A 22,275-nucleotide genomic window follows, 5' to 3' on the forward strand; every position below is an offset into this window, starting at 1 on the left:
CCGCTTCCACCACCCCGCCATGTACCCTCGTGGAAATGAGCACGCCCGACCACTACTTCACGGCTGAACCGGCATCGGCAGACGAGCGCCGGCTGATCCACGTCGCGATCGCAGGACGGGAAGTCGATGTGGAAACTGCAGGCGGGATCTTCTCCCCTGACCACATCGACCTCGGAACCCAGGTTCTCCTCCGCCACCTCCCACCCCCTGCCGACACCGTGTTAGACCTCGGATGCGGATGGGGACCGCTCGCACTCACCGCAGCGCTACAGCGCCCGGAGGCACGCATCACCGCCGTGGACGTCAATCGACGTGCTCTCGACCTGCTGGGACGCAACGCCGCACGCCTAGGTGTCGCTGGCTCCATCACCATCGCGGAACCGAGCGACGTCGACGCGGATCAACAGTTTGACGCGATCTGGTCCAACCCGCCCATTCGCATCGGGAAGAAAGCACTCCACGAGCTGCTCGCCACATGGCTTCCCCGCCTTGCGCCGGGCGGAACTGCCTACCTGGTGGTGCAAAAGAACCTGGGGGCAGACTCGCTGATGACATGGATGTCGCAGCAGACAGGCCCGGACGGTTCACCGTGGGGAGCTGTCGCAAAACTCGGCTCTGCCAAAGGCTTTCGAGTGATCACGGTGACACGTCCCGCGACCACCTGACGGGGCCTCACGCCGACAGCTTCGCAACGCCCTCCGCGACCAGAACAGCGGGTCCCTCCAAAGTGGTGGAACTGCCCGTGATTCGTACCGTCACTTCCCCGCCGGGCACCTCAACGTCCCAGACGCGAGGCGATCCGGGGCCGGCCCAGGTTGCTACTGCCAACGCCACCGCACATGCTCCCGTGCCACAAGACTGGGTCTCGCCGGAACCACGCTCGTGGACTCGCATGCGCACGCGTCCCCGCACTTCTCCGTCAACGTCACGTTCCCCCAGCGCCACCACAAACTCCACGTTGGTGCCGTGAGGAGGGGTTGGGGAGACTGCCGGGGCAACAGACAGGTCCAATCCATCAAGTTCTTCGGTGGAGGCCAACGCGACGACATGGTGCGGGTTGCCCATGTCGACGGACAGTGCGGGGCGGGCTACCGACAAGCCATGTGCCTCAACTTCCGCGTCGAATCCGGACGTTCCACCGCCGACGGTGTACTCACCCATACCAATGGCGAACCGGCCATCGATGGACTTCGATACGTGGCGCAAGCCCCCACGCGTACCAAAGTCCACACCCCCAGAGAGATCGACGCCCGCATAGGCCTCAAGGAACGCACCGAAGACCCTGGCGCCATTGCCGCACATCTCGGACGTCGTACCATCGGCGTTCCAGTAGTCCATGAACCACAGGTCTGGATCAATCTCAGACCCGGCGGCGATCCGCCCCGCCTTCACGGCCCGGATCACGCCATCGCCACCAACACCTCCACGACGGTCAGCGAGGTGACGAACGAGCTCAGGAGTCAGGTCGATGGAGGCGTCCTCGTCGAGGAACAGCACAAAGTCGTTGCGGGTGCCGTGCCCCTTAACAAAGGTGAGATCGCCAGTCATCCCTCAAGGCTACCGGCGATGCGGGACACGTCTTCTGCAACCCGTGCCACGTCGCCCGCGTCCGATGGCGCCTTCACCCAGGTCACCCGAGCATCGGGGCCAAACCACTTGCGCTGCTTACGCGCGAGCCGACGGGTGTGCTGCGCAATCAACGCCCGAGTCTGTGCAGCGTCAAGCTCACCATCCAAGTGCCGCAGCGTCTCCGCATAGCCCACTCCCCTCTGCGCAGTCGTGGCACGGCGCAGCCCAGCATCGACCAAGCGCTCGACTTCTGCCACAAGCCCCTGGTCCCACATCTCCGCTACTCGTGAATCGATGCGAGCATCGAGCGTCGCGTAATCGAGGTCAAGGCCCACCTGAACCGCGGGGATCTCGTATTGGTGAGTAGGCAACGTAGAAGAGAAGGGTTTGCCTGTGAGCGTGATGACTTCGAGCGCCCGCACGATGCGCTTGGTATTGCGTGCGTCGATGCGAGCCGCGCTCACCGGATCCGCGGAGGCCAACTCTCGGTACAACAGGCCCGGCCCCTCGGCCGCTGCTCGTTCCTCTAACGCCGCCCGCACCTGGGGATCCGTGGGAGGAAACTCGAAGCGATCCAACAGTGCACGGTGGTACAGGCCCGATCCACCTACCACCACGACAGGCTTGCCTTGCGCGCGGATTCTGGCGATGTCTGCACGGGCGCTCTCTTGAAACTGCGCCACAGACGCGTCTTCCCACACGTCGAGCGTGTCGAGCTGGTGATGAGGGATTCCGAGCCGCTGCGCCATCGGCAGTTTCGCCGTGCCGATGTCCATGCCACGGTAGAACTGCATGGAATCGGCATTGACGATCTCCGCACCCCAGGCACGCGCAACTTCAAGCGAGACCGCGGACTTGCCCGTAGCGGTGGAGCCCACGATCGCGATGATCGGGGGTCCGTCGTCACCCCGATTCATGGTGCGCGCGGAATCCTGGTCGCGGTCAGGCGGGGACATCAGACGTCAACCTATGCGCCGTCAGCACCGACACGTCGGATGCTCGGAATCCCCAGACCCACCGGTCCAGACGGCGCTTCGCCGGTACCGCATGCGCTGCCGCAACCACCACCATCGTGGTCGTGCCCGCCGTCCTTCACCTGCGCCCAGACGTCCCCCGCCCGAGTGGTGCGCACCTCAAAAATGCCGCCTTCGCGCCCGGAGTCCGCGATGAGATGGTACGGCGCGGCATGCGTGATCGCTACAGTGACGAGGTCTCCAGGCCTGGGCCGGTCGACACCGTCGGGAAGCGCAAAGTGCACGAGCCTGTTGTCCGGGCTACGACCAGACATACGGTCGTGTGCCGCATCCTTACGTCCGCCCACCGCCTTACTGTCGCTGTCGAGCACCAGGACCTCCACGGTCCGGCCCACCAGCGCGCTGTTCTCTTCCGCGCTGATGCGGTTCTGCAGTGCGAGCAGACGTTCAAAGCGGGACTGGACGACGTCCTTGGGCAGTTCCGGCAGCTCGAATGACGGCGTTCCGGGGCGGGGCGAGTACTGGAAGGTGAAAGCACTCGCGAAACGCGACTCCTCGACAACCCTCAAAGTCTCGTTGAAGTCCTCTTCGGTTTCACCCGGAAAGCCCACGATGATGTCAGTCGTGATGGCAGCGTCCGGCATCGCGGCACGCACCTTGTCAAGGATTCCCAAGAACTTTGACGACCGGTATGAGCGCCGCATGGCTCGCAGGACCGCATCTGAACCCGACTGGAGCGGCATGTGAAGACTGGGCATCACGTTGGGGGTCTCCGCCATGGCCTCGATCACGTCGTCCGTGAATGCCGCGGGGTGAGGGGACGTGAACCTCACTCGTTCCAAGCCTTCGATTTGTCCGCACGCGCGCAGCAACTTGGCGAAGGCGCCTCGGTCGCCGAACTCCACGCCGTAAGAGTTCACGTTCTGCCCCAGCAGAGTGACCTCAACAACACCTTGGGAGACGAGTGCTTCTACCTCAGCGAGGATCTCCCCCGGACGTCGATCACGCTCCTTTCCGCGCAGGGACGGCACGATGCAGAAAGTACAAGTGTTGTTGCAACCGACCGAGATCGACACCCACCCGCTCGCGATCGCGTCCCGCCGACTGGGAAGGGTCGAGGGAAACACTTGCAGAGACTCTTCAATCTCTACCTGCGCCTTGGCATTGTGGCGGGCGCGTTCAAGCAGCACCGGGAGCACGTCAAGATTGTGAGTGCCGAACACCACATCTACCCAGGGAGCCTTCGCGACGATGTCGCCCCGGTCCTTTTGAGCAAGGCATCCGCCCACGGCGATTTGCATGCCCGGGCGCCGTTCCTTCACGGACGCGAGTTGCCCCAAGTTCCCGTAGAGCTTGTTAGCGGCATTCTCGCGCACTGCGCATGTGTTGATGACGATGACATCTGCTTCGTCGTCCCCCAGCGGTGCGGCGACATAGCCTGCCCCCTCGAGCAACCCCGCCATGTGCTCAGAGTCATGGACATTCATTTGGCACCCAAGCGTCTTTACCAAGTACGTGGGTGCGAGTGCGGTGTCTGTCATTCCTACCCTGCGACAGCGTCAGCGCGAAGTTCGCGGATGACGGTGACTTTAATCTCCCCAGGGAAACTGAGGTCATTGCTGATGTGCTCAGCAATTGTACGTGCCAGTTCAGGCAGCGCCTCGTCCGAGACCTCGTCAGGCTGCACCATGACGCGCACGTCTCGCCCAGCAGACATCGCCAACACGCGACTGACACCCGTGTGCTCGGCAACGAGGTGCTCAAGATTCTCCAGCCGCTCCGTGTATGAGTCAGCATCATCGCGCCGTGCCCCGGTGCGACTCGCGGAGACGGCGTCAGCAACCTGCACAATCACCGCTTCGACAGTCTCCTGCGCAACCTCGTCGTGGTGCGCAGCGATGGCGTTGACAACGGCCTTACTCTCGCCATGGGCCGCTGCGAACTCCGCGCCGATCGCGGCGTGCGTGCCTGACTTCTCGTGGGTGAAGGCCTTACCGATGTCGTGGAGAAAAGCGGCGCGTCGCGCAAGGTCTTCATCCGCACCTACCTCGCGGGCGATGTCAGCCGCGATCTGCGCACACTCGACCAGGTGTGCGAGGACGTTCTGACCGTAGGACGTGCGCAACCGGAGACGACCCAGCGCCGCCACGACTTCCTCGTCGAAACCGCGCACACCCGCGTCCTCAATTGCGTCGAAGCCCGCGTCTAGGTGCCGCTGCTCTGTCTCTGCGTGGACCTTGGCGTACACCGTCTCCACCCGTTGAGGATGGATACGTCCATCTTCGACCAGCGTGCGCAACGTTACTTCCGCGATTTCGCGTCGCTCCACATCAAAGCTCGACAGTTGGACCGCGTTCACACCTTCTTCGACGATGACGTTGACACCGGTCAGGGACTCAAACGCACGAATATTGCGCCCTTCACGCCCGATGATCCGGCCCTTCATCTCCTCGTTCGGCAGGTCGAACCACAGGCTAGAAGTCTCAGCCGATGTCGCGGCCGCTTGGCGTTGCATCGCGGTGACGAGAATCTCGCGCGAACGACGCTTTGCTTGGCTGGCGGATTGCCTTTCGATGCGCCGCACCTGTGCACGAGCGTCTTCTTTGACTTGCGCGACCAGCCGTCGCTCAAGCTCAGCTTTGGCGTCCGCGACATCCATGTGTGCGGCGTCAGCTAGGGCTGCGAGCTGCTCCGCTTCTCGAGCCTCACGCTCCGCTTCGACGCGACGCTCGTCACGGGCGACGACCGCCGCACGCTCGTCGAGCACACGCGCGTACTTCTGCGCAGCGCGCTGATCGGCAGCAAGTTCCTTTTCCCTACTCGACACGCGTTCTTCACGGCGCTGTGCCTCGGACAGCAGGTCCTTGGCTTCAGACCGAAGCGCCTGGACCTCATCCGCGCTCGAACGGCGGATCTCAGACGCTTCCCGGCGCGCATAACTCACGACCAACAGGGAGGCCAGCAACAAGACAAGCGTTGCGACGGTAGCGATCAACTGCCCCACGTGGCTCCTCCTCTGTCTCAGCGGCCGCGTGCCGGCCGAAGTCTCTCACAACAGCGCTGAATGCCGGCCTCGAGTTGAACTCGTGACGGACTACACGCCCTCTTCATCGGCACGTTGCAAGTCTTTCACGAGGGCGTATGCCAAAGATGGTGAATACCCTTTGCGTCCGAGCATTCCTACGGTGCGCCGCACACGCGCGTCAACGTCGATACCGGAGAGTTGGTTCCATCTCTTCTCCGCCAGGTGCGCGGCGGCTTCACGTTCGTCGTCGTCGGAGATCTGATCGACTGCGGCCTGAATCTGCTCGGCCTCAAAACCTTTGCGCGCCAACTCCTGGGCGATCACCCTGCGCGCCTTGCCTCGTTCACGATGCCGGGTGCGTGCCAGCGCACCCGCGAGGGCCTCATCGTCGAGGAGACCAACCTCCTGATACCGCGCAATCACTTCTTCCGCCACGTGGGCGGGTACATCTCTGGAGACGAGCGCATCACGCAGTTGCCCGGAGGACTTGGGCGCGTTCGTGAGGATACGGAGCGCGATCTCTCGCGCGCGCTCGCCGGGATCCGAGGACATCGGTTCCTGGCGAGCGCGGCCGCGAGTCGAGTCGTCACCCATCAAAAGGTGGCGCTCTCCTTGTCGTCGGGCTTACCTTCCGATGCCTCGTCTTCAGAGAGTCCACCGACCCCGAGCTTGCGCTTCACCTTGAGCTCGACCTCATTGGCAAGTTCCGGGTTGTCTTTCAGGAAGTTGCGGGCATTCTCCTTGCCCTGGCCGAGCTGATCGCCTTCGTAGGTGTACCACGCACCAGACTTCTTGATGAAGCCGTGCTCCACACCGAGGTCGATGATGCCGCCTTCCTTGGAGATTCCCTGGCCATAGAGAATGTCGAACTCGGCCTGCTTGAAGGGCGGTGCCATCTTGTTCTTGACGACCTTGACACGGGTACGGTTGCCCACGGGCTCAGTGCCTTCTTTGAGAGTCTCAATGCGACGGACGTCGAGGCGCACTGAAGCGTAGAACTTCAGCGCCTTTCCGCCCGTGGTCGTCTCAGGCGAGCCAAAGAACACACCGATCTTCTCGCGCAACTGGTTGATGAAGATCGCGGTCGTGCCCGTGCTGTTCAAGGCACCGGTGATCTTGCGCAACGCTTGAGACATCAGCCGGGCCTGCAGGCCCACGTGGCTGTCCCCCATCTCGCCCTCGATTTCCGCCTTGGGTACCAGCGCTGCGACCGAGTCGATCACCAGGATGTCGACGCCACCTGAACGCACCAGGATGTCCGCGATCTCAAGTGCCTGCTCTCCCGTGTCTGGCTGCGAGACGATGAGGTTGTCGGTGTCGACTCCAAGCTTCTTGGCGTACTCGGGGTCGAGGGCGTGTTCGGCATCGATGAAGGCGGCGGTTCCGCCCTGACGTTGCATGTTAGCGACCGCGTGTAGTGCAACGGTGGTCTTACCGGATGATTCTGGTCCGTAGACCTCAACAATGCGGCCGCGGGGCAATCCGCCAATGCCGAGCGCGATGTCAAGCGAGAGCGAGCCCGTAGGAATCGCCTCAACCGCGACCTTCTTGGATTCGCCCAGGCGCATCGCGGAGCCTTTGCCGAACTGGCGATCGATCTGTCCGAGTGCCGCCTCCAACGCCTTGGAGCGGTCTGCTGCTTGTGCCATGTCACTTCCCTGTCTCTAGGCATCGCTGCCGTGTCGTCCCTACTGACTACGACGCTACGACGCGCCTGTGACATTGGGTCCCTTGCCCACGCACACTGTGCAAAACGCGCGGCGGGACCGTGTCCTGAGAACTAGGGTAATCGAACGCATGTTCGATTGCGAGATGTGTGGATGGGCGTGTCGCGGAATGCCGCGCTAGGGGCGCCGGGGAGGCACGAGGTTCTCGCGCAATCCACCATCGCGCTGGTCCATGGGCACATCCATCTGGTCACACAGCGCATGCCACACATCACGTGCCGCAACACCGCCGGCGAGCGCTTGTTCGCACGTCATCGAGCCCGCGGCATCGAGTGCAAGTTCGCGCGCCAGGGTACGCGAGTATCCGGGGCCAAACACTGCGTCAGCGAGTGACCAAAACTCCGAAAGACGCACTAGCGAGCGCGGACACCGCTGAGGAGTTCTGGCACGGTGTCGGGGATCCGAGGCATGACGTCCACCGACTCAAGCGCTTCAGCCGTGGCGAACCGATCAGACACTTCACGCAGGACTGTCGACATGGGCACGTCAAGGGCTTCGCAGATGGACGCGAGCAGTTCAGACGACGCTTCCTTCTGGCCGCGTTCCACCTCGGAGAGATAGCCAAGGGACACACGCGCACCCGAAGAGATGTCGCGCAGGGTCTTGCCCTGGGTCAGTCGCGCGTCACGAAGGACATCGCCAATTTCGTTGCGAAGCACGGGCATGTACCCTCTCCTCCCGGTCGTGATGGTCACGCACTGTCTAACGCAGACTACCTCAGTTGTGTTCCCGGAATCTATAGCAAAATTGAGTCGGGTTCACTCAAGGCTGTTGCGCACAGCGCCAATGCCTGCTCTGTGGCCCCCACTCGCACGGCCTCTCGCCCACCCTGAATGAGATGTGTCGCAGATGTCACACCGGTGGCGCTAGCCACCGCCACACACACCGTTCCAGGTTTCTGCCCACCGTGCGGCTCCGGCCCGGCGGCTCCGGTGGTTGCCACGGCAATGCTGGCATCGCACACACGCACGGCCCCACGGGCCATGGCGCACGCCACGTCCTCCGACACCACCCCACTGCGCTCGATCAGGTCAAGCGGAACACCCAAGAGTGAGGCCTTAGCTTCGATGGTGTACGCCACAATCCCGCCACGAAACACCCGAGAGGCACCCGGGATCGCGACAATAGCGTCGCTCACCAGCCCGCCGGTCAACGACTCAGCTGCGGCGAGCGTCAGGCCGCGCCGCAGTGCGAGGTCAACGATCTGTTGGGCGCTGACGCCCCTAGCGCGCAGCATCGTCCTGGCGCCGCTGCTGCGCCTCCCTGTAGTCACGAGACGCGCGGACAATCATGCGGGCATAGTCAATGCCCGTGACGACAGCGACAACTGTCGCCGCGACCAGCAGCCACCAGGCCACGCCATCAATCCACCCAGGCATGCCGGGAATGAGGTAGGCGATCAGTGAACTCAACTGGAGGAATGTCTTGAGCTTGCCGCCGCGAGAGGCTGGGATCACCACATCCCTGGCGACGGCGAGGCGACCAAGCGTCACGCCCACCTCGCGGACGATCAGCACGGCCAGCGGCCACCACGGAACTCCATCGACGAGCACCAGCCCCGCGAGCACTCCCAGGACCAGCACCTTGTCCGCAATAGGGTCCGCAAGTTTCCCAAAGGACGACACCACGTTCCACCGGCGAGCCAAGTAGCCGTCGAGCCAATCGGTGGCCGAGGCAAGCACCACGAGTACCAGCGCCCACCACCTCGCGGCACCATCCGCGCCACCGTCAACTACCAACAAGACAACAGCCACGGGAACCATGACCAGTCGTAGGCCAGTAAGGAGGTTGGGGAGCGTCGCCGTCACCCCCTCAGCCTAGCGTCCGTGGAATGCAAGTCCGCTCAGTGTTCTCAGGCGATAATGGGCGCCATGTCTGCAGGATCGCTCCATCCCAGCGCTTGGAGTCGACGCACGGTGATTGCCGTCAGCGCCATCACTGCCGTCGTGGGAGCCATGCTTGGGATCGGCGTAGCCATGCTCATCACGGGCAGCGCCGACCACGGATCCGCAGCCACACCCACCGCGCCCACCACGACATCCGGATCCCCGTCGCCCAGCGCACCACCGTCGCCAACACCGACTGCAGCCCCTCCCACTGTCGACTTCACCGTCGTAGCCGCAGGGGACATCCTCACGCACATGCCGGTGATCTGGTCCGCACAAACCGACGCAGGGCTTGACTTCACTCCCTTGTTGTCACCGCTACGCCCCTACGTTGAAGGCGCCGACCTGGCGCTGTGCCACCTGGAGTTTCCCGTCGACACGTCCGGGAACTACACCGGATATCCGATGTTCGGAGGACCGGCGGAGATGATCACTGACCTGCGGGGTGAAGGCTGGGACGGATGCTCCACGGCCTCTAACCATTCGGTGGACCGGGGCTACTCCGGGGTTGAAGCAACCATTGCCGCGCTCGACGCCGAGGGCATGGGCTTCGCAGGGACGGCCCGCACAGAAGCGGAATCGCTCGTCCCGCAGATGTACAGCGTGACCACCCAAGGACGCACGCTCACCGTCGCGTCAATCTCTGCGACCTACGGGCTCAATGGTCTCCCGCAGCCAGACGGCAAACCCTGGGCAGTGACCACCTTCGATGCCGACTCGGCAGACGCAACCCCCATCATCGACGCAGCTCGGAGCGCACGTGAGCTCGGCGCCGACATCGTGATTGCTTCTACCCACTGCTGCGTCGAGTACCAAGTGGCACCCACCGATGCCCAACGCGCCATCGTGGAGGCGATTGCAGCATCGGGCACTGTTGACCTCTACGTGGGCCATCATGCTCACGTGCCCCAACCCATCGAACTGATCGAGGGCGGCCCCAGCGGTCAAGGAATGTGGGCTGCTTTCGGGCTCGGCAACTTCCTGTCCAACCAGGACGAAGCCTGTTGCGGAATCGCCACCGGCGTGGGAGTGCTCCTGTCTGCGACCTTCTCCGTGCCGCCCGAAGGGCCCGCCACCGTGGACGTCGCCTGGACAGCCACGACCGTCGACCGGCGCGACTCTCACACGATGCACGCTCTACGAGACATCATGAGCACCGGGACGGACACCCTGACGACAGCGCAAGTCCAGGAACGCTGGCAGGTTGTCGCCGATGCGGTCGGCCCTCAAGCTCCCGAGCTGAGTGAGCCAGTGGTCGCGCTGGCAGACGACGTGACAGTAGTGCCGCGCACGCCCTCAAGCCAGCAGGACAACTAGCGGTCGTTGTCGAAGCGCAAGATGTGAGACCCCAGGTCTCCATCAGTCGGTCGCGGGTCGATCAGGCTCGCGGCATACTCGGGCGTCGTTTCCCGCACTGCCGCGGCCGGCTGTGCCACACCGAAGAGCCAGCCCTGCCCGTATCGCCAGCCGCACTCCGCGAGGAACTGTGCCTGGTCCTCGGTCTCGATCCCCTCAGCAATCGTGGCGAGCCCCAACTCGCGGGCAAGCGCACCGAGGGCACGCGACACGCGCGCGCCTGCGGGGTCTTCCGGGATACCCGCGACGAACGACATATCCAGTTTCACACCGGAGACGGGCAAATCCCTCAGATAGCTCAGCGGCGACACCCCGGTGCCGAAGTCGTCAAGGAGGATAGGAACGCCTGCATTACGCAACTCAGTCAGTTCGTGCCTGATCCGCGTGTTCGGTGCCACAAGAGAAACCTCAGTCAACTCCACCACCAAGCGTTGTGGACTGAGGTGGTAGCGACCAATCGCGCTCAACACGCGGTCCGCGAACTCCGAATCACCCAGCTGATCCGCCGAGACATTCAACGACACCCACGTGGACTGAGATGGTCCGTTCGCCAAGAAGTGTGCGGCCTGATCCACGAGCGACAGTCCCAAGGCGACCGACAGGTTGCGGTCGTCGATCAACGGCAAGAAACTCGCCGGCAGAAGAAGACCCCGTGTGGGGTGCTGCCAGCGGACCAGCGCCTCATACCCGACCACAGTCCGGGTACGCAGTTCGAGAATGGGCTGGAAGTGCAGGACCAGCTCGCCACGCTCGATCGCTTGAGCGAGCTCTGCCGCCAACACAGAATGACGGTCACTGGTGTGCTGCATCGACGTGTCGAAGACTTCAGTCCGCGACTTTCCGAGTGACTTTGCCCGGTACATCGCTGCATCCGCGGCGCTCAGCAGCGCAGGAGCCCCACCGTGGATAGTCTCCGCGTCCGCCATAGCAATGCCCACGGACGCATGCAGCGTGATCTGGTGGCGCTTCACCTGAATGGGCCTGCGCAACCCGTCATGGATGGCACCCGCAATGTCGTACATCGCCTTCGAACAGTCAGGGTCCTGAACGACGATGACAAACTCGTCACCGCCGATGCGGGACACCGTTCCGCGCCCACCAGTGGCAGCACGCAGGATTCCTGCGACGTGCACCAAGGCGTTGTCGCCGGTCGCGTGGCCAAAGCGGTCGTTCAGTCCCTTGAACCCATCAAGGTCAATCGCGAGCACCCCCACACGAAACTCAGGATCCGGCTGGTCCAAGAGTTCTTGCAGAACTTCTTGCATCAAGGTCCTATTGGCGAGCCCCGTCAAAGGGTCGTGCATGGCTCGGTGAGCCATGATCTCGGAGTGCATACGGTCATCTGTGGAGTCCCGCACCTGCACCACATAGTGGTCGGGCGCACCTCCTGCATGTCTCACCAGGCCTACGTCGAGCACGGCCCACACCACGTTGCCATCGGTGCGGACGTACCGCTTCTCGATGTTGAAGCGGCTGGAATGTCCTTCATACAGCCGGCCCAGCTGGTCGCGCTCAGCGTGCAAGTCTTGCGGGTGTGACAGCGACGAGAACGGCACGCCTCGCAACGCCGCAACCGTCGACCCCATCATCTCTGCGAAAGCACGGTTGACTTCCATGAGTCGCCACTCAAGGTCCACCAAAGCCATGCCGATGGGGGCGTTCTCCATCGCCTTGCGGAACTGTGCATCGGACCGGCTGATGGCCTCCGCGGCCTCCCGCAGTCCGGAGGTGTCCATGATGGTCACGATGGTCACGGGGCCTTCGTCAAGCCCGTCCGGTACGACGCGTGCACGAACCTGAACCCACCGCACGTCCTCAGGACCGCGCCGCCCGGGAACACCAATAATGCGGGGCTTCACGTCATTGGTGTCGACACCGAAGGCCTCACGCAACAGCAGGGGCCGCATCCGATCGTCGACCACCCGCAAGCCAAGCCTGGCTAAGGGCCGTCCCACCGCATCGTCCCGAGACACACCCAGGACCGATGCCGCGACATCGGACAGCAGGGCAATCTCATCGGTGCGGGTGACAATCAACACCCCGTCGCGGGTCGACGACATGACGGCCTCAAACTGACGGCGCAGACGTCTCTCCCGAGCCAGGACCTGATCTCGCGCAATTCGTGCCCTGCGAGAGCGTGCGAAAAAGAACAACGCAAGGCACGCAAGCAAGAGGACTGCGATCGTTGCAGTCCAGGCCACTACTGGGTCATTGAAGAGTCCTACGACTCCTCCCATGGCGCTCCCTCGGCTTCCTCGTCCGTGCTGACAGTCGCCGCAGGTGCGGGACTCTCTCCACGCAGAATAGCGAGGGTTGACGCAAGTTCGTCCGGACTCACCAGAACATCACGCGCTTTCGATCCCTGCGAAGGGCCCACAATTTCGCGGCTCTCCAGCAGATCCATCAGGCGTCCAGCCTTCGCGAAGCCCATCTTCAGCTTGCGCTGCAGCATCGACGTCGACCCCAGTTGAGTCGTGATGACGAGTTCCGCGGCCGCGATCAGGTCGTCAAGATCATCCCCGATGTCTTCCGCCACGACTGCACTGCTCTGAGCCTGAGTCACATCCTCGCGATACTCAGGGTTCGCCTGTTCCTTGGCGTGGTCCACGGCGGCGTGGATCTCCGTCTCCGATACCCACGAGCCCTGCACACGCATCGGCTTCGACTCCCCCATCGGCAGGAACAACGCGTCACCCTGGCCAATGAGCTTTTCCGCACCAGGCATGTCCAGCACGACGCGAGAGTCCGCCAGCGACGAGGTAGCAAACGCCAAACGGGAAGGAACGTTCGCCTTAATGGTTCCCGTGATGATGTCGACGGAGGGTCGCTGAGTCGCAAGCACCAAGTGGATGCCTGCCGCACGCGCGAGCTGGGTGATGCGCTGAATCGACTCGTCGACGTCGCGCGGGGCAACCATCATGAGGTCCGCAAGCTCATCGACGATGACCAAGAGGTAGGGGTAGGTGGTGAGCGTGCGTTCTGAACCTGGGAGCGGCTTCACCTTGCCGGAGCGAACAGCCTTGTTGAAGTCATCGATGTGCTTGAAGCCGAACAGCGCTAGGTCGTCGTAACGCATGTCCATCTCTTTCACGACCCATTCGAGCGCCTGTGCCGCCTTCTTGGGGTCCGTGATGATGGGTGTGATGAGGTGCGGAATGCCCTCATAGATCGTCAGTTCCACGCGCTTGGGGTCGACGAGCACCATGCGCACCTCATCTGGTGTGGCACGCATCAAGATCGACGTAATCATGGAGTTCACGAAGGACGACTTACCGGCACCGGTCGCACCTGCGACAAGCATGTGGGGCATCTTCGCAAGGTTCGCCATGACGTAACCGCCCTCGACATCCTTGCCGATACCGATCGCCATGGGGTGGTCGTTCTTCATCGCAGTCGACGACCGCAACACATCGCCCAATGCCACCGTCTCGCGGTCAACATTAGGGATCTCGATACCGATCGCGCTCTTTCCCGGAATGGGCGACAGGATGCGGACATCGGGGCTTGCCACTGCATACGCGATGTTCTTCGACAGGTTGGTGATGCGCTCCACCTTCACGCCCTGCCCAAGTTCAAGCTCATAACGCGTGACAGTCGGGCCACGCGTGAAGCCCGTGACCTCAGCGTTGACGCCAAAGTCTTCCAACACCTGCTTGAGGGCATCGACCACACGGTCATTCGCGGCGGAGCGCGTCTTGTGCGGCGCACCGTGAGCCAAGATGTCGTTGCTGGGGAGGATGTAAGGGCGGGAGTTCTCCAGTTCGCCTTGTTCACCACGAGGCACCAGGCGCGTCGTGGCAGGGGCAGCATGCTCGACGTCCACGTCCGGAAGCTCCTCGTATTCCGCTCCCTCGTCGTCGTCGAGATCCACCCCGGTCGGGTCGAGGTAGGGCGAGACCTTCCCCGGCGACGTCGACAACACTTCCGTGCCCCCCGGCGTGTACTCAGCCTCGGTGGCATGCTCAATGGACGCAGCTGAAGCGAAAGCCTCGTCAGCCTCATACTCATCGATCGCGGGCTCTGGAGCAGGACGCCCCTTGCCTCGACCGAGCAACTTCTTCTTCACGCCTGACGTCTTGGCGGGACGCTTGCCCCGCTCGAGGGTTCGATGCTCGGGGAACTCCGCATCGTCGTCTACGCCCACACGAGGTGCGAACCGTTCACGGATGAGCGCCACGAGTTCGCGCATCGGCAGCCCCACCACGATGAGTACACCGAGCAACGTCACGAGGATCAGGACGATCACAGCCAGCGGCGTCGACAACAGGTTCGCCAACCCATTACCGATGGCCCAGCCCACCAGGCCCCCGGCCTCCTGCAGTCCCTCGAGTCCATCGGTGGGGGACGGCCGCCCCTCAGCGATGGCGATCAGGCCCGTCGTCGTCAATAGGAGAACGAAGGCCCCCAACGACAGCCGGTGGTTGGCTTGTTCTTCTTGCGGCGCCCGGAACAGACGCACGGCAAAGGCGATCAGCACGATGGGCAGCGTCACTGCCACTACACCGACGGCACCACCCACGACGAAGTGAATCGCGGTACCGGCCCAACTGGGCATGCCGAACCACTCGCGCGCGGCGATGAGGATCGCGATGATGACCAGCAGAATCGCTTGGCCGTCGCGGCGTACTTCGGGACTCACTTCACGTGCTCCATGGCCGATGCTCCGCACACCTGTGCCGACACCGTGAGAGATGCCGCGCCCCATAGCGGCAATGCCGCGCAGGACCGCTGGGGGTCGGTTGGGCGCGTTTTTCGCTGCCCCCTTCGCCGGGGGTCGCTTGGTCGCGGGCTTGTTGCGCGTGCTCGCGGGGCGTGACTGTGCCATGGTTCCGCAGGCTACCTGCGGCAATCAGAAACGGCGTGTTGCCACCCCGCGAGTACGCGGATCGGGACCGAATCGCGTCTCAAGCCTCGATCACAATGGGGATGATCATGGGACGGCGACGCAACTTAGTGCCGACGTAGCGGCCGAGCACGCGACGCATCACCTGCTGCAACTGGTGGTTGTCAGCGGTACCGCCTGAGGCAGCCTCTTCGAGGGCATCCTTGATCTTGGGCAAGATCGCGTCGAAGACTGAGTCATCTTCCGCCAGTCCCCTGGCGTGGACCTCGGGGCCCGACACCACGGTGCCATTGGAGGAGTCCACGACGGCGAAAACCGAAACAAACCCTTCCTCCGACATGATGCGGCGGTCCTTCAGTTCGGTGTCGGTGATCTCGCCCACCGATGAGCCGTCGACATAGACGTTGTGGACCTCGACCGCGCCCACGATCTTGGCGACGCCATCCTTCAAATCGACGGCAACGCCGTTCTCCGCGAACATCACGTTCTCTTCCGGAACGCCGGTCTTCATCGCGAGGCGTCCGTTTGCCAGCAGGTGGCGGACCTCGCCGTGGATGGGCATCACGTTCTTGGGGCGAACGATGTTGTAGCAGTACAGCAGTTCACCCGCGCTGGCGTGTCCAGAAACGTGGACTCGCGCGCTTCCCTGGTGAACAACGGTGGCGCCCAAGCGCATCAGGCCGTTGATGACGCGGAAGACAGCGTTCTCGTTGCCGGGGATCAGGGACGATGCGAGGATCACCAGGTCTCCGGGGCCTACGCTCAACTTGTGGTCGAGCGAGGCGATCCGGCTCAGCGCGGCCATGGGCTCGCCTTGCGAGCCGGTGCACATGTACACCACCTGGTCCGCGGGCAAATCGTCAGCCTTCTTGGCGTCCACCAGAATGTTCGGCGGAACCTCGAGGTATCCGAGTTCTGCCGCAATGTTCATGTTGCGCACCATGGAACGTCCCACGAATGCCACGCGGCGCCCATGGGCGTGTGCGGCGTTGATGACCTGCTGGACTCGGTGCACGTGGGAAGAAAAGCTCGCGACAACGATGCGGCCGGTCGCCTGGGCGAAGGTCTGATCGAGTACGGGCGTGATCTCGACCTCGGATGCCGTGAAGCCGGGGGCTTCCGCGTTGGTGGAGTCCACCATGAACAGGTCGACGCCACGTTCGCCTAGCGCCGCAAAAGCCCGCAGGTCTGTGATGCGGCCGTCCAGCGGCAGCTGGTCCATCTTGAAGTCGCCGGTGCCCAGCACCGTTCCCGCGGAGGTAGTGATGAACACCGCGAGCGCATCGGGGATGGAGTGGTTGACGGCCACGAACTCGAGACCGAACTTGCCCAGTTGCTCTTCTTGGCCTTCCTTGACGGCGAGCGTCACCGGGGACATCCGGTGTTCCTTGAGCTTGGCTTCGATGAAGGCCAACGTCAGTTGTGAACCGATGATGGGGATGTCTTCGCGCAGTCGCAGCAGGTACGGAACGGCGCCGATGTGGTCTTCGTGGCCGTGAGTCAGAACGATTGCTTCGATGTCGTCGACGCGGTCTTCGATGTAGGCGAAGTCCGGAAGGATCAGGTCAACGCCAGGCTGGGTGTCCTCCGGGAACAGCACGCCGCAGTCAACGATCAGCAGGCGTCCGTCAATCTCGAAGACGGTCATGTTCCGTCCTACTTCGCCGAGTCCTCCCAGAGGAACGATGCGAAGGGTGCCCGGCTCGAGCGCGGGCGGGGTGGACAGTTCAGGGTGGAAGGTCACTTCTCTCCTAGTGTTCGACTGGCACACCCGCCTGGCGCAGGAGCGCCACAAACGAGGTGTACTCAGCATCATCAAAAGTCACGTGGGGAAGGCGCATGTGGCGGCTGGCAATCACACCGAGCGCTTCCATGGCGGCCTTGGCGGTGACTGCTCCCAGTCCTCCGCCCATGATCGCCTCAATAGCCGCTTGTTGGCTGTCGAGCTCCGCTTGAGCGGCGGCATCGTCGCCAGCATCGTGCGCCGCAATCATGCGCGCGATGGATTCGCCGATGGCGTGGCTAGCGACAGACACGACGCCTACGGCGCCTGCACGCAGAAAATCTAGAGTCAGCGGGTCGTCTCCGGAGTACCAAGCGAGACCGGTGCGTGCGATGCGGTCGCGTGCCTGCGCGATATCACCGGTCGCGTCCTTGACTGCAACGACGTTCTCGCGCTCGGCGATGGCGTCGAGGACTCGATCACTGATGGGCTTGGCGGTGCGGCCGGGAATGTCGTACAGCATGATGGGCAGATCGGTCGCACCAGCGATCGCCTCGAAGTGTGCGAGGACACCCACGTCTGAAGGCTTGGAGTAGTAGGGCGTCAGAGCAAGAACTCCGTGAGCTCCACACTCTTGTGCCTGCTGGGCCATCATGATCGCGTGTGCGGTGTCGTTCGAGCCGGCACCAGCGATGATCGTCGCGCGGTCCCCCACGGCCTCCACCAATGCAGTGGTGAGTTCGACCTTCTCTGGCGCGTGGGTCGTCGGCGCTTCTCCCGTGGTACCAGAGATCACCAATCCGTCGGAGCCGTGTGCAAGCAGATACTCCGCTACCTTGACCGCGCCATCGATATCGATCGAGCCGTCATCATGCATGGGCGTCACCATGGCGGTGAGCACGGTTCCCAACGGGCGCTGGTCAGTCATAGGGCTAAACCTATCGCGCCCGGCGTCTATCGCCCATCACTCGCATTCGTGACTGCACCGCGAGGCGTGCTTCACGCGGGCATCGGCTCGTGACCTAAAGTGGGCGCATGAGTGCGATCCCTACGCCCTACGAGGACCTGCTTGCCGACGTCGCTGCGAACGGTACGCACAAGGGGGATCGCACCGGGACGGGAACTGTCTCCGTGTTTGGACGCCAGCTGCGTTTCGACCTCTCTGAGGGTTTCCCCCTGATCACCACCAAGCGTGTCCACGTGAAGTCGGTGGTGGGGGAACTGCTGTGGTTCCTACGCGGAGAGACCAACGTGAAATGGCTGCAGGAGCGCGGTATCACCATCTGGGATGAGTGGGCCGACGACAACGGAGATCTGGGTCCGGTGTACGGAGCCCAGTGGCGGTCCTGGCCCGCCCCCGACGGTTCACACATTGACCAGATCGCGAACGTCATCGAGTCGATCCGCACCAACCCCGACTCTCGCCGGCACATCGTCAGTGCGTGGAACCCCGCAGAGGTGGACAACATGGCGTTGCCGCCCTGTCACGCCCTCTTCCAGTTCTATGTTGCCGACGGCAAGCTCTCATGCCAGCTGTACCAACGCAGCGCGGATCTCTTCCTTGGAGTTCCGTTCAACATCGCCTCCTACGCCCTCCTCACGCACATGATTGCCGCGCAGACAGGCCTTGAGGTAGGCGAGTTCGTGTGGACCGGCGGGGACGTCCACCTCTACTCCAATCACCTGGAGCAGACCGAGCTCCAACTGTCACGGGACCCCTTCCCGTATCCCACACTGAAACTCAACAGCAAGGACTCTCTGTTTGATTACGACATCGACGATGTCGCAATCGAGAATTATCAGCACCACCCGGGCATCAAAGCCCCCATTGCGGTCTGACGGATGCTGACATCGATCTGGGCGCAGGCACGCGATGCCCAAGGCCGTCCCGTCATCGGCAGGGACGGGGACATGCCCTGGCACCTTCCCGAGGATCTGCGCCATTTCAAGGAACTCACCACCGGTGGAGTGGTGATCATGGGCCGCCGCACGTGGGAGTCGTTGCCCGAGCGGTTCCGCCCCATGCCCGGCAGAGTCAACATCGTGATCACGTCCGCCCCCTCCCTGCAGGGGGCCGATGCCGTGGTGGGGTCACTAGCGGAGGCAGGGGAAGTTGCGACCCGGCTGGCACCGGAGGCACGCCTGTGGGTGATGGGAGGCGGTCAGGTGTACTCGGCCGCGATGGGCATCGTGGATGCGCTTGAAGTGACGCACATCGATCTTGAGGTCGACGGCGACACCTATGCCCCTGCTATCGATCCAGCAGTGTGGACAGTTGACTCAGACTCGGGCTTGCTGGACTCCGCCACGGGACCACGCCACCGCTTTGTGCGCTACGTGCGCCGCTGACTCTTGACGGCTGCGCGCCAGCAGTCACTTAGGGCCACTTTCGCTTGAAATGTGGCACCCAGGTACTGCCAGGAACCGGTCTGCGGGTCAGCTAAAGATCGTGCTCAGGACCACACCACCAGTGACCGACAGCGTCACCGCGATCACAGTCACGAGGGCAACAATGCGAACGCGACGTTGTCTCTTGTCTTCAGATGCCATGGTCACTCATCGTAGTTGCCGCTGAGACCGTTCCCCGTCAGGTGAGTTCGTTGAGTACGAACGCCACGAGAAATCCCGCCGCCGCCAGGAGCCCCGTGGCCCAGTGGTCTTCCTCAAACGCTTCAGGAATCATGGCGTTGCACACCATCGCCATCAGCGCGCCGGCCGCGAGCGCCACCATTGCTGCGAGCATCTCTGGACGCGCATCCGCGAGCGCAGCCGCCCCCACAACAGCGGCAACAGTAGCGATTGCGGTGATCCCGCCCCACAACACAAAGATCTGCCAGCCCGGCCGACCAGAACGTTTGAGCGCCACCGTCCCCGCCAAGCCCTCAGGGACGTTGCTCAGTCCGATCGCGGCCACAATCGCAACGGGGAACCCAGACGCGGCGCTGAGCCCAATCACCATTGCCTCAGGCACGCCATCAAGAAGTGCACCGACCGCGATAGCACCACCATTGCCAGGAGTATCCCCTCCGCGCCTCGCCGTAATGTTGCGCGAGCCGTCATCAACAGCCGCACGGCGCGCTCGCCGTCTCGCTCGCATCGCAATCACGCGGTCCCCGGCCACATACAGCACTGCACCACCCGCAAACCCCGCGACGACGGGCCACACTCCCCCACCATCGGCCGCCTCCGCCACCAGCTCAAGCGCCAACGTCGCCACCATGACTCCCGCACCAAACGCCATCACCCCGGCAACGACCCGGCGCGGAACATTCCAGAACCAGCCCCATGCCGCGCCCAGGAGCAACGTGCCGATTCCGACTGCTGCTGCACCAGCGGCTATCCCAAGGTCCATGATGACGACCTTAGCCAGCCGCCTCGTGTCACGCCGCGAGCCGGTCTTTGGCAAGCGGGAAGAACGCCACAGCATCGGCCCTTAGCCGCGTACCCTGGTGCGCATGCCTACCGCAGACGTCTCCGCCCGTCCCGCCGTCCCCGGGGACGAAGAAGCCATTGCAGCGATTCAGTTGGCGGCCTGGGCAGAAACCCTTGGGGCCGATGCTGTGGCCGGGCTCCCCCGCGATCAGATCCTGGCGACGTGGGGTGCGGCGATCGAGGCACCGCCGTCACGTGAGCACCGCGTGTTCGTCGCCACCGATGGCCCACATGTGGTGGGGTTCGCGGCGCTCGCGGTCAACGACATCGTCGCGCTTGAAGTGGCGCCCGAACATCGGCGCCGCGGCCATGGTTCGCGCTTGCTGTCCGCCTGCGTCGACACCATGCGTCTCTTTGGCGCCACCGAGGTCCGCGCCTGGGCTCTCGAAGGCGATGCGGACCGGGAGGCGTTCCTGACCACCGCGGGTCTAGGAGAAGGCGGCGTTCGCCGAGGCATTGACGGTCCGGACCAGGAACTTCACGAACGGCTCTGGCGAGCTCAACTCACCTGAGAGACAACCGCCGTCCGTCTACCGCGACGCCTTGCGATACAACTGCGCCGCGTGCTTGAGTGATCTGCGCGCCATGGAACGGTCCCGCGCCTCGTCGTAAGCGTAGGCCACGGTAAACCACGCTTCCCAGTCCTCGGGGTTGGCATCGACCAGAGCCTTCGCGTTAGCGAATGCTGCTTCCGCGGCTTCCTCCGTGAGTCGCCCCTGCGGGGTCTGCTCCCCGACGAACGCTGGCAAGCGCCCCTGCTCCTCGAGCTGGCGGCCCATGCGCTGCACCGTGAACCCCAGCCGCCATTCGACGATGAGGTACCACACGCCGATGGCGGGCAACACGAACATCGCGGCGCCGAACACCTGCGACACCCACTCATCGGACCTCACCAAGATGAACGCGTACTGGGCGACGAACGCCACGTAGACGGCAAGAATCGCCGTCATCGCAACCGCGCCCAAGAAGGCGGGAGACCGCATCAGCGTCATTTACAGGCTCATGTACTGGTCAAGGCCGACGGTCAGGCCGGTGTGACGACCGACTTCGCGGATGCCCAACAGAACTCCGGGCATAAACGACACGCGGTCAAAACTGTCGGTGCGGATGGTGAAGGCTTCGCCCTCGTTTCCGAACAAGACTTCCTCGTGAGCCACCATTCCCCGGAGCCGGACCGCATGCACATTGACGCCGTCAATCGAAGCACCGCGAGCGCCATGTGGGTCATGCGTGGTGGCGTCCGGCGACGCACCCAGGCCCGCTGCGGCACGTGCAGCCGCAATGCCCTGCGCGGTGTGAACAGCGGTTCCCGAAGGGGCATCCACCTTGTTGGGGTGGTGCAACTCCACGACTTCTGCGGACTCAAAGTACGGGGCAGCCATAGCAGCGAACCGCATTGCCAACACGGCCCCGATAGCGAAGTTCGGTGCAATCAAGACACCGAGCTCGGGGCGTTCCTTCAGGTGTTCTGCGACACGTGCCAACGAATCGTGCGTCCAGCCCGTAGTGCCGACCACCGCGTGGATCCCCGCGTCAATCAAGGCATGCACATTCGCTTCAGTGGCGTCAGGCACGGTGAAGTCCACCGCGACCTGGGCGCCCGCCCGCGCTGCGGCAGCAAGGTCATCACCCGCATCGAGTTCAGCCACCAGTTCGAGGTCCGAGGCACCGGTCACGGCCTGAACGGTCTGAGCACCCATGCGCCCGGAGGCGCCCAACACTGCGACGTTAATCATGGTG

General features: G+C 63.4%; 22 protein-coding genes. 5 read left to right on the forward strand and 17 right to left on the reverse strand.

The window, feature by feature from the left end; all coding sequences use genetic code 11:
* Positions 1–35 precede the first annotated feature (35 nt).
* Positions 36–665, forward strand: a complete 630-nt coding sequence (locus tag ON058_RS08000) for a class I SAM-dependent methyltransferase (protein ID WP_274668525.1) — start codon at positions 36–38, stop codon at positions 663–665.
* A gap of 7 nt (positions 666–672) precedes the next feature.
* Here the strand turns inward: ON058_RS08000 and dapF are convergent, their stop codons facing one another.
* The 10 genes from dapF to pgsA all read right to left on the reverse strand — a co-directional run bounded on the left by dapF (position 673) and on the right by pgsA (position 9,103).
* Positions 673–1,548: a diaminopimelate epimerase gene (gene dapF, locus ON058_RS08005; RefSeq protein WP_274668526.1), complete on the reverse strand. Its 876-nt coding sequence runs from the start codon at positions 1,546–1,548 to the stop codon at positions 673–675.
* On the reverse strand, positions 1,545–2,525 hold the full coding sequence (miaA, locus tag ON058_RS08010) for a tRNA (adenosine(37)-N6)-dimethylallyltransferase MiaA (protein ID WP_274668527.1): 981 nt from the start codon (positions 2,523–2,525) through the stop codon (positions 1,545–1,547). The genes dapF and miaA overlap by 4 nt, the downstream gene beginning before the upstream one ends.
* Positions 2,526–2,536: 11 nt before the next feature.
* A complete protein-coding gene (gene miaB, locus ON058_RS08015; RefSeq protein WP_274668528.1) occupies positions 2,537–4,084 on the reverse strand; it encodes a tRNA (N6-isopentenyl adenosine(37)-C2)-methylthiotransferase MiaB in 1,548 nt (515 codons plus the stop codon).
* Positions 4,085–4,086: 2 nt separating this feature from the next.
* Positions 4,087–5,547, reverse strand: coding sequence for a ribonuclease Y (rny, locus tag ON058_RS08020; protein ID WP_274668529.1), 1,461 nt, complete (start codon positions 5,545–5,547; stop codon positions 4,087–4,089).
* A 90-nt stretch (positions 5,548–5,637) separates the two neighbouring features.
* On the reverse strand, positions 5,638–6,162 hold the full coding sequence (locus tag ON058_RS08025; RefSeq protein ID WP_274668530.1) for a regulatory protein RecX: 525 nt from the start codon (positions 6,160–6,162) through the stop codon (positions 5,638–5,640).
* Entirely contained in the window at positions 6,162–7,217 is a 1,056-nt protein-coding gene (gene recA, locus ON058_RS08030) for a recombinase RecA (RefSeq protein ID WP_274668531.1), read from the reverse strand. Before recA ends, ON058_RS08025 begins: the two co-directional genes overlap by 1 nt.
* 195 nt (positions 7,218–7,412) lie before the next feature.
* Positions 7,413–7,649: a DUF3046 domain-containing protein gene (locus ON058_RS08035; RefSeq protein WP_274668532.1), complete on the reverse strand. Its 237-nt coding sequence runs from the start codon at positions 7,647–7,649 to the stop codon at positions 7,413–7,415.
* A complete protein-coding gene (locus ON058_RS08040; protein ID WP_274668533.1) occupies positions 7,649–7,960 on the reverse strand; it encodes a helix-turn-helix domain-containing protein in 312 nt (103 codons plus the stop codon). Before ON058_RS08040 ends, ON058_RS08035 begins: the two co-directional genes overlap by 1 nt.
* A gap of 71 nt (positions 7,961–8,031) precedes the next feature.
* The gene (locus ON058_RS08045) at positions 8,032–8,532 is read right to left on the reverse strand and encodes a CinA family protein (RefSeq protein ID WP_274668534.1); all 501 of its coding nucleotides are present in this window, start codon (positions 8,530–8,532) and stop codon (positions 8,032–8,034) included.
* Positions 8,519–9,103, reverse strand: coding sequence for a CDP-diacylglycerol--glycerol-3-phosphate 3-phosphatidyltransferase (gene pgsA, locus ON058_RS08050; RefSeq protein ID WP_274668535.1), 585 nt, complete (start codon positions 9,101–9,103; stop codon positions 8,519–8,521). The genes ON058_RS08045 and pgsA overlap by 14 nt, the downstream gene beginning before the upstream one ends.
* A gap of 63 nt (positions 9,104–9,166) precedes the next feature.
* Here pgsA and ON058_RS08055 point away from each other — a divergent pair, with 63 nt between their 5' ends.
* Positions 9,167–10,498 (forward strand): CapA family protein, encoded by a 1,332-nt coding sequence (locus tag ON058_RS08055; RefSeq protein WP_274668536.1) that lies wholly within the window; start codon positions 9,167–9,169, stop codon positions 10,496–10,498.
* On the opposite strand, the gene ON058_RS08060 is transcribed toward ON058_RS08055, so the two are convergent.
* The 4 genes from ON058_RS08060 to dapA form a co-directional block, all read right to left on the reverse strand.
* Positions 10,495–12,597 carry a bifunctional diguanylate cyclase/phosphodiesterase gene (locus tag ON058_RS08060; RefSeq protein WP_274668537.1) on the reverse strand — a complete coding sequence of 701 codons (2,103 nt, stop codon included), beginning with the start codon at positions 12,595–12,597 and terminating at the stop codon, positions 10,495–10,497. The two genes, ON058_RS08055 and ON058_RS08060, sit on opposite strands and share 4 nt — an antisense overlap.
* A gap of 161 nt (positions 12,598–12,758) precedes the next feature.
* Positions 12,759–15,362, reverse strand: a complete 2,604-nt coding sequence (locus tag ON058_RS08065; protein ID WP_342453021.1) for a DNA translocase FtsK 4TM domain-containing protein — start codon at positions 15,360–15,362, stop codon at positions 12,759–12,761.
* 79 nt (positions 15,363–15,441) lie between these two features.
* Positions 15,442–17,124 (reverse strand): ribonuclease J, encoded by a 1,683-nt coding sequence (locus tag ON058_RS08070; protein WP_274668538.1) that lies wholly within the window; start codon positions 17,122–17,124, stop codon positions 15,442–15,444.
* A gap of 7 nt (positions 17,125–17,131) precedes the next feature.
* Positions 17,132–18,031 carry a 4-hydroxy-tetrahydrodipicolinate synthase gene (dapA, locus tag ON058_RS08075; protein ID WP_274668539.1) on the reverse strand — a complete coding sequence of 300 codons (900 nt, stop codon included), beginning with the start codon at positions 18,029–18,031 and terminating at the stop codon, positions 17,132–17,134.
* Between the two features lie 107 nt (positions 18,032–18,138).
* On the opposite strand from dapA, the gene ON058_RS08080 reads away from it, so the two are divergent.
* Positions 18,139–18,942 (forward strand): thymidylate synthase, encoded by an 804-nt coding sequence (locus ON058_RS08080; RefSeq protein WP_274668540.1) that lies wholly within the window; start codon positions 18,139–18,141, stop codon positions 18,940–18,942.
* Positions 18,943–18,945: 3 nt separating this feature from the next.
* A complete protein-coding gene (locus ON058_RS08085) occupies positions 18,946–19,452 on the forward strand; it encodes a dihydrofolate reductase (RefSeq protein ID WP_274668541.1) in 507 nt (168 codons plus the stop codon).
* A 238-nt stretch (positions 19,453–19,690) separates the two neighbouring features.
* Here ON058_RS08085 and ON058_RS08090 read toward each other — a convergent pair whose 3' ends face one another.
* Positions 19,691–20,455, reverse strand: a complete 765-nt coding sequence (locus ON058_RS08090; protein WP_274668542.1) for a ZIP family metal transporter — start codon at positions 20,453–20,455, stop codon at positions 19,691–19,693.
* Between the two features lie 103 nt (positions 20,456–20,558).
* On the opposite strand from ON058_RS08090, the gene ON058_RS08095 reads away from it, so the two are divergent.
* Entirely contained in the window at positions 20,559–21,047 is a 489-nt protein-coding gene (locus tag ON058_RS08095; protein ID WP_274668543.1) for a GNAT family N-acetyltransferase, read from the forward strand.
* 18 nt (positions 21,048–21,065) lie between these two features.
* On the opposite strand, the gene ON058_RS08100 is transcribed toward ON058_RS08095, so the two are convergent.
* Complete coding sequence (locus ON058_RS08100; protein WP_274668544.1) at positions 21,066–21,527, reverse strand: hypothetical protein; 462 nt, start codon at positions 21,525–21,527, stop codon at positions 21,066–21,068.
* Entirely contained in the window at positions 21,528–22,271 is a 744-nt protein-coding gene (gene dapB / locus ON058_RS08105) for a 4-hydroxy-tetrahydrodipicolinate reductase (protein WP_274668545.1), read from the reverse strand.
* Between the last annotated feature and the right edge of the window lie 4 nt (positions 22,272–22,275).

The sequence above is a fragment of the Demequina sp. B12 genome (genome assembly GCF_028823635.1).
GTDB lineage: Bacteria > Actinomycetota > Actinomycetes > Actinomycetales > Demequinaceae > Demequina.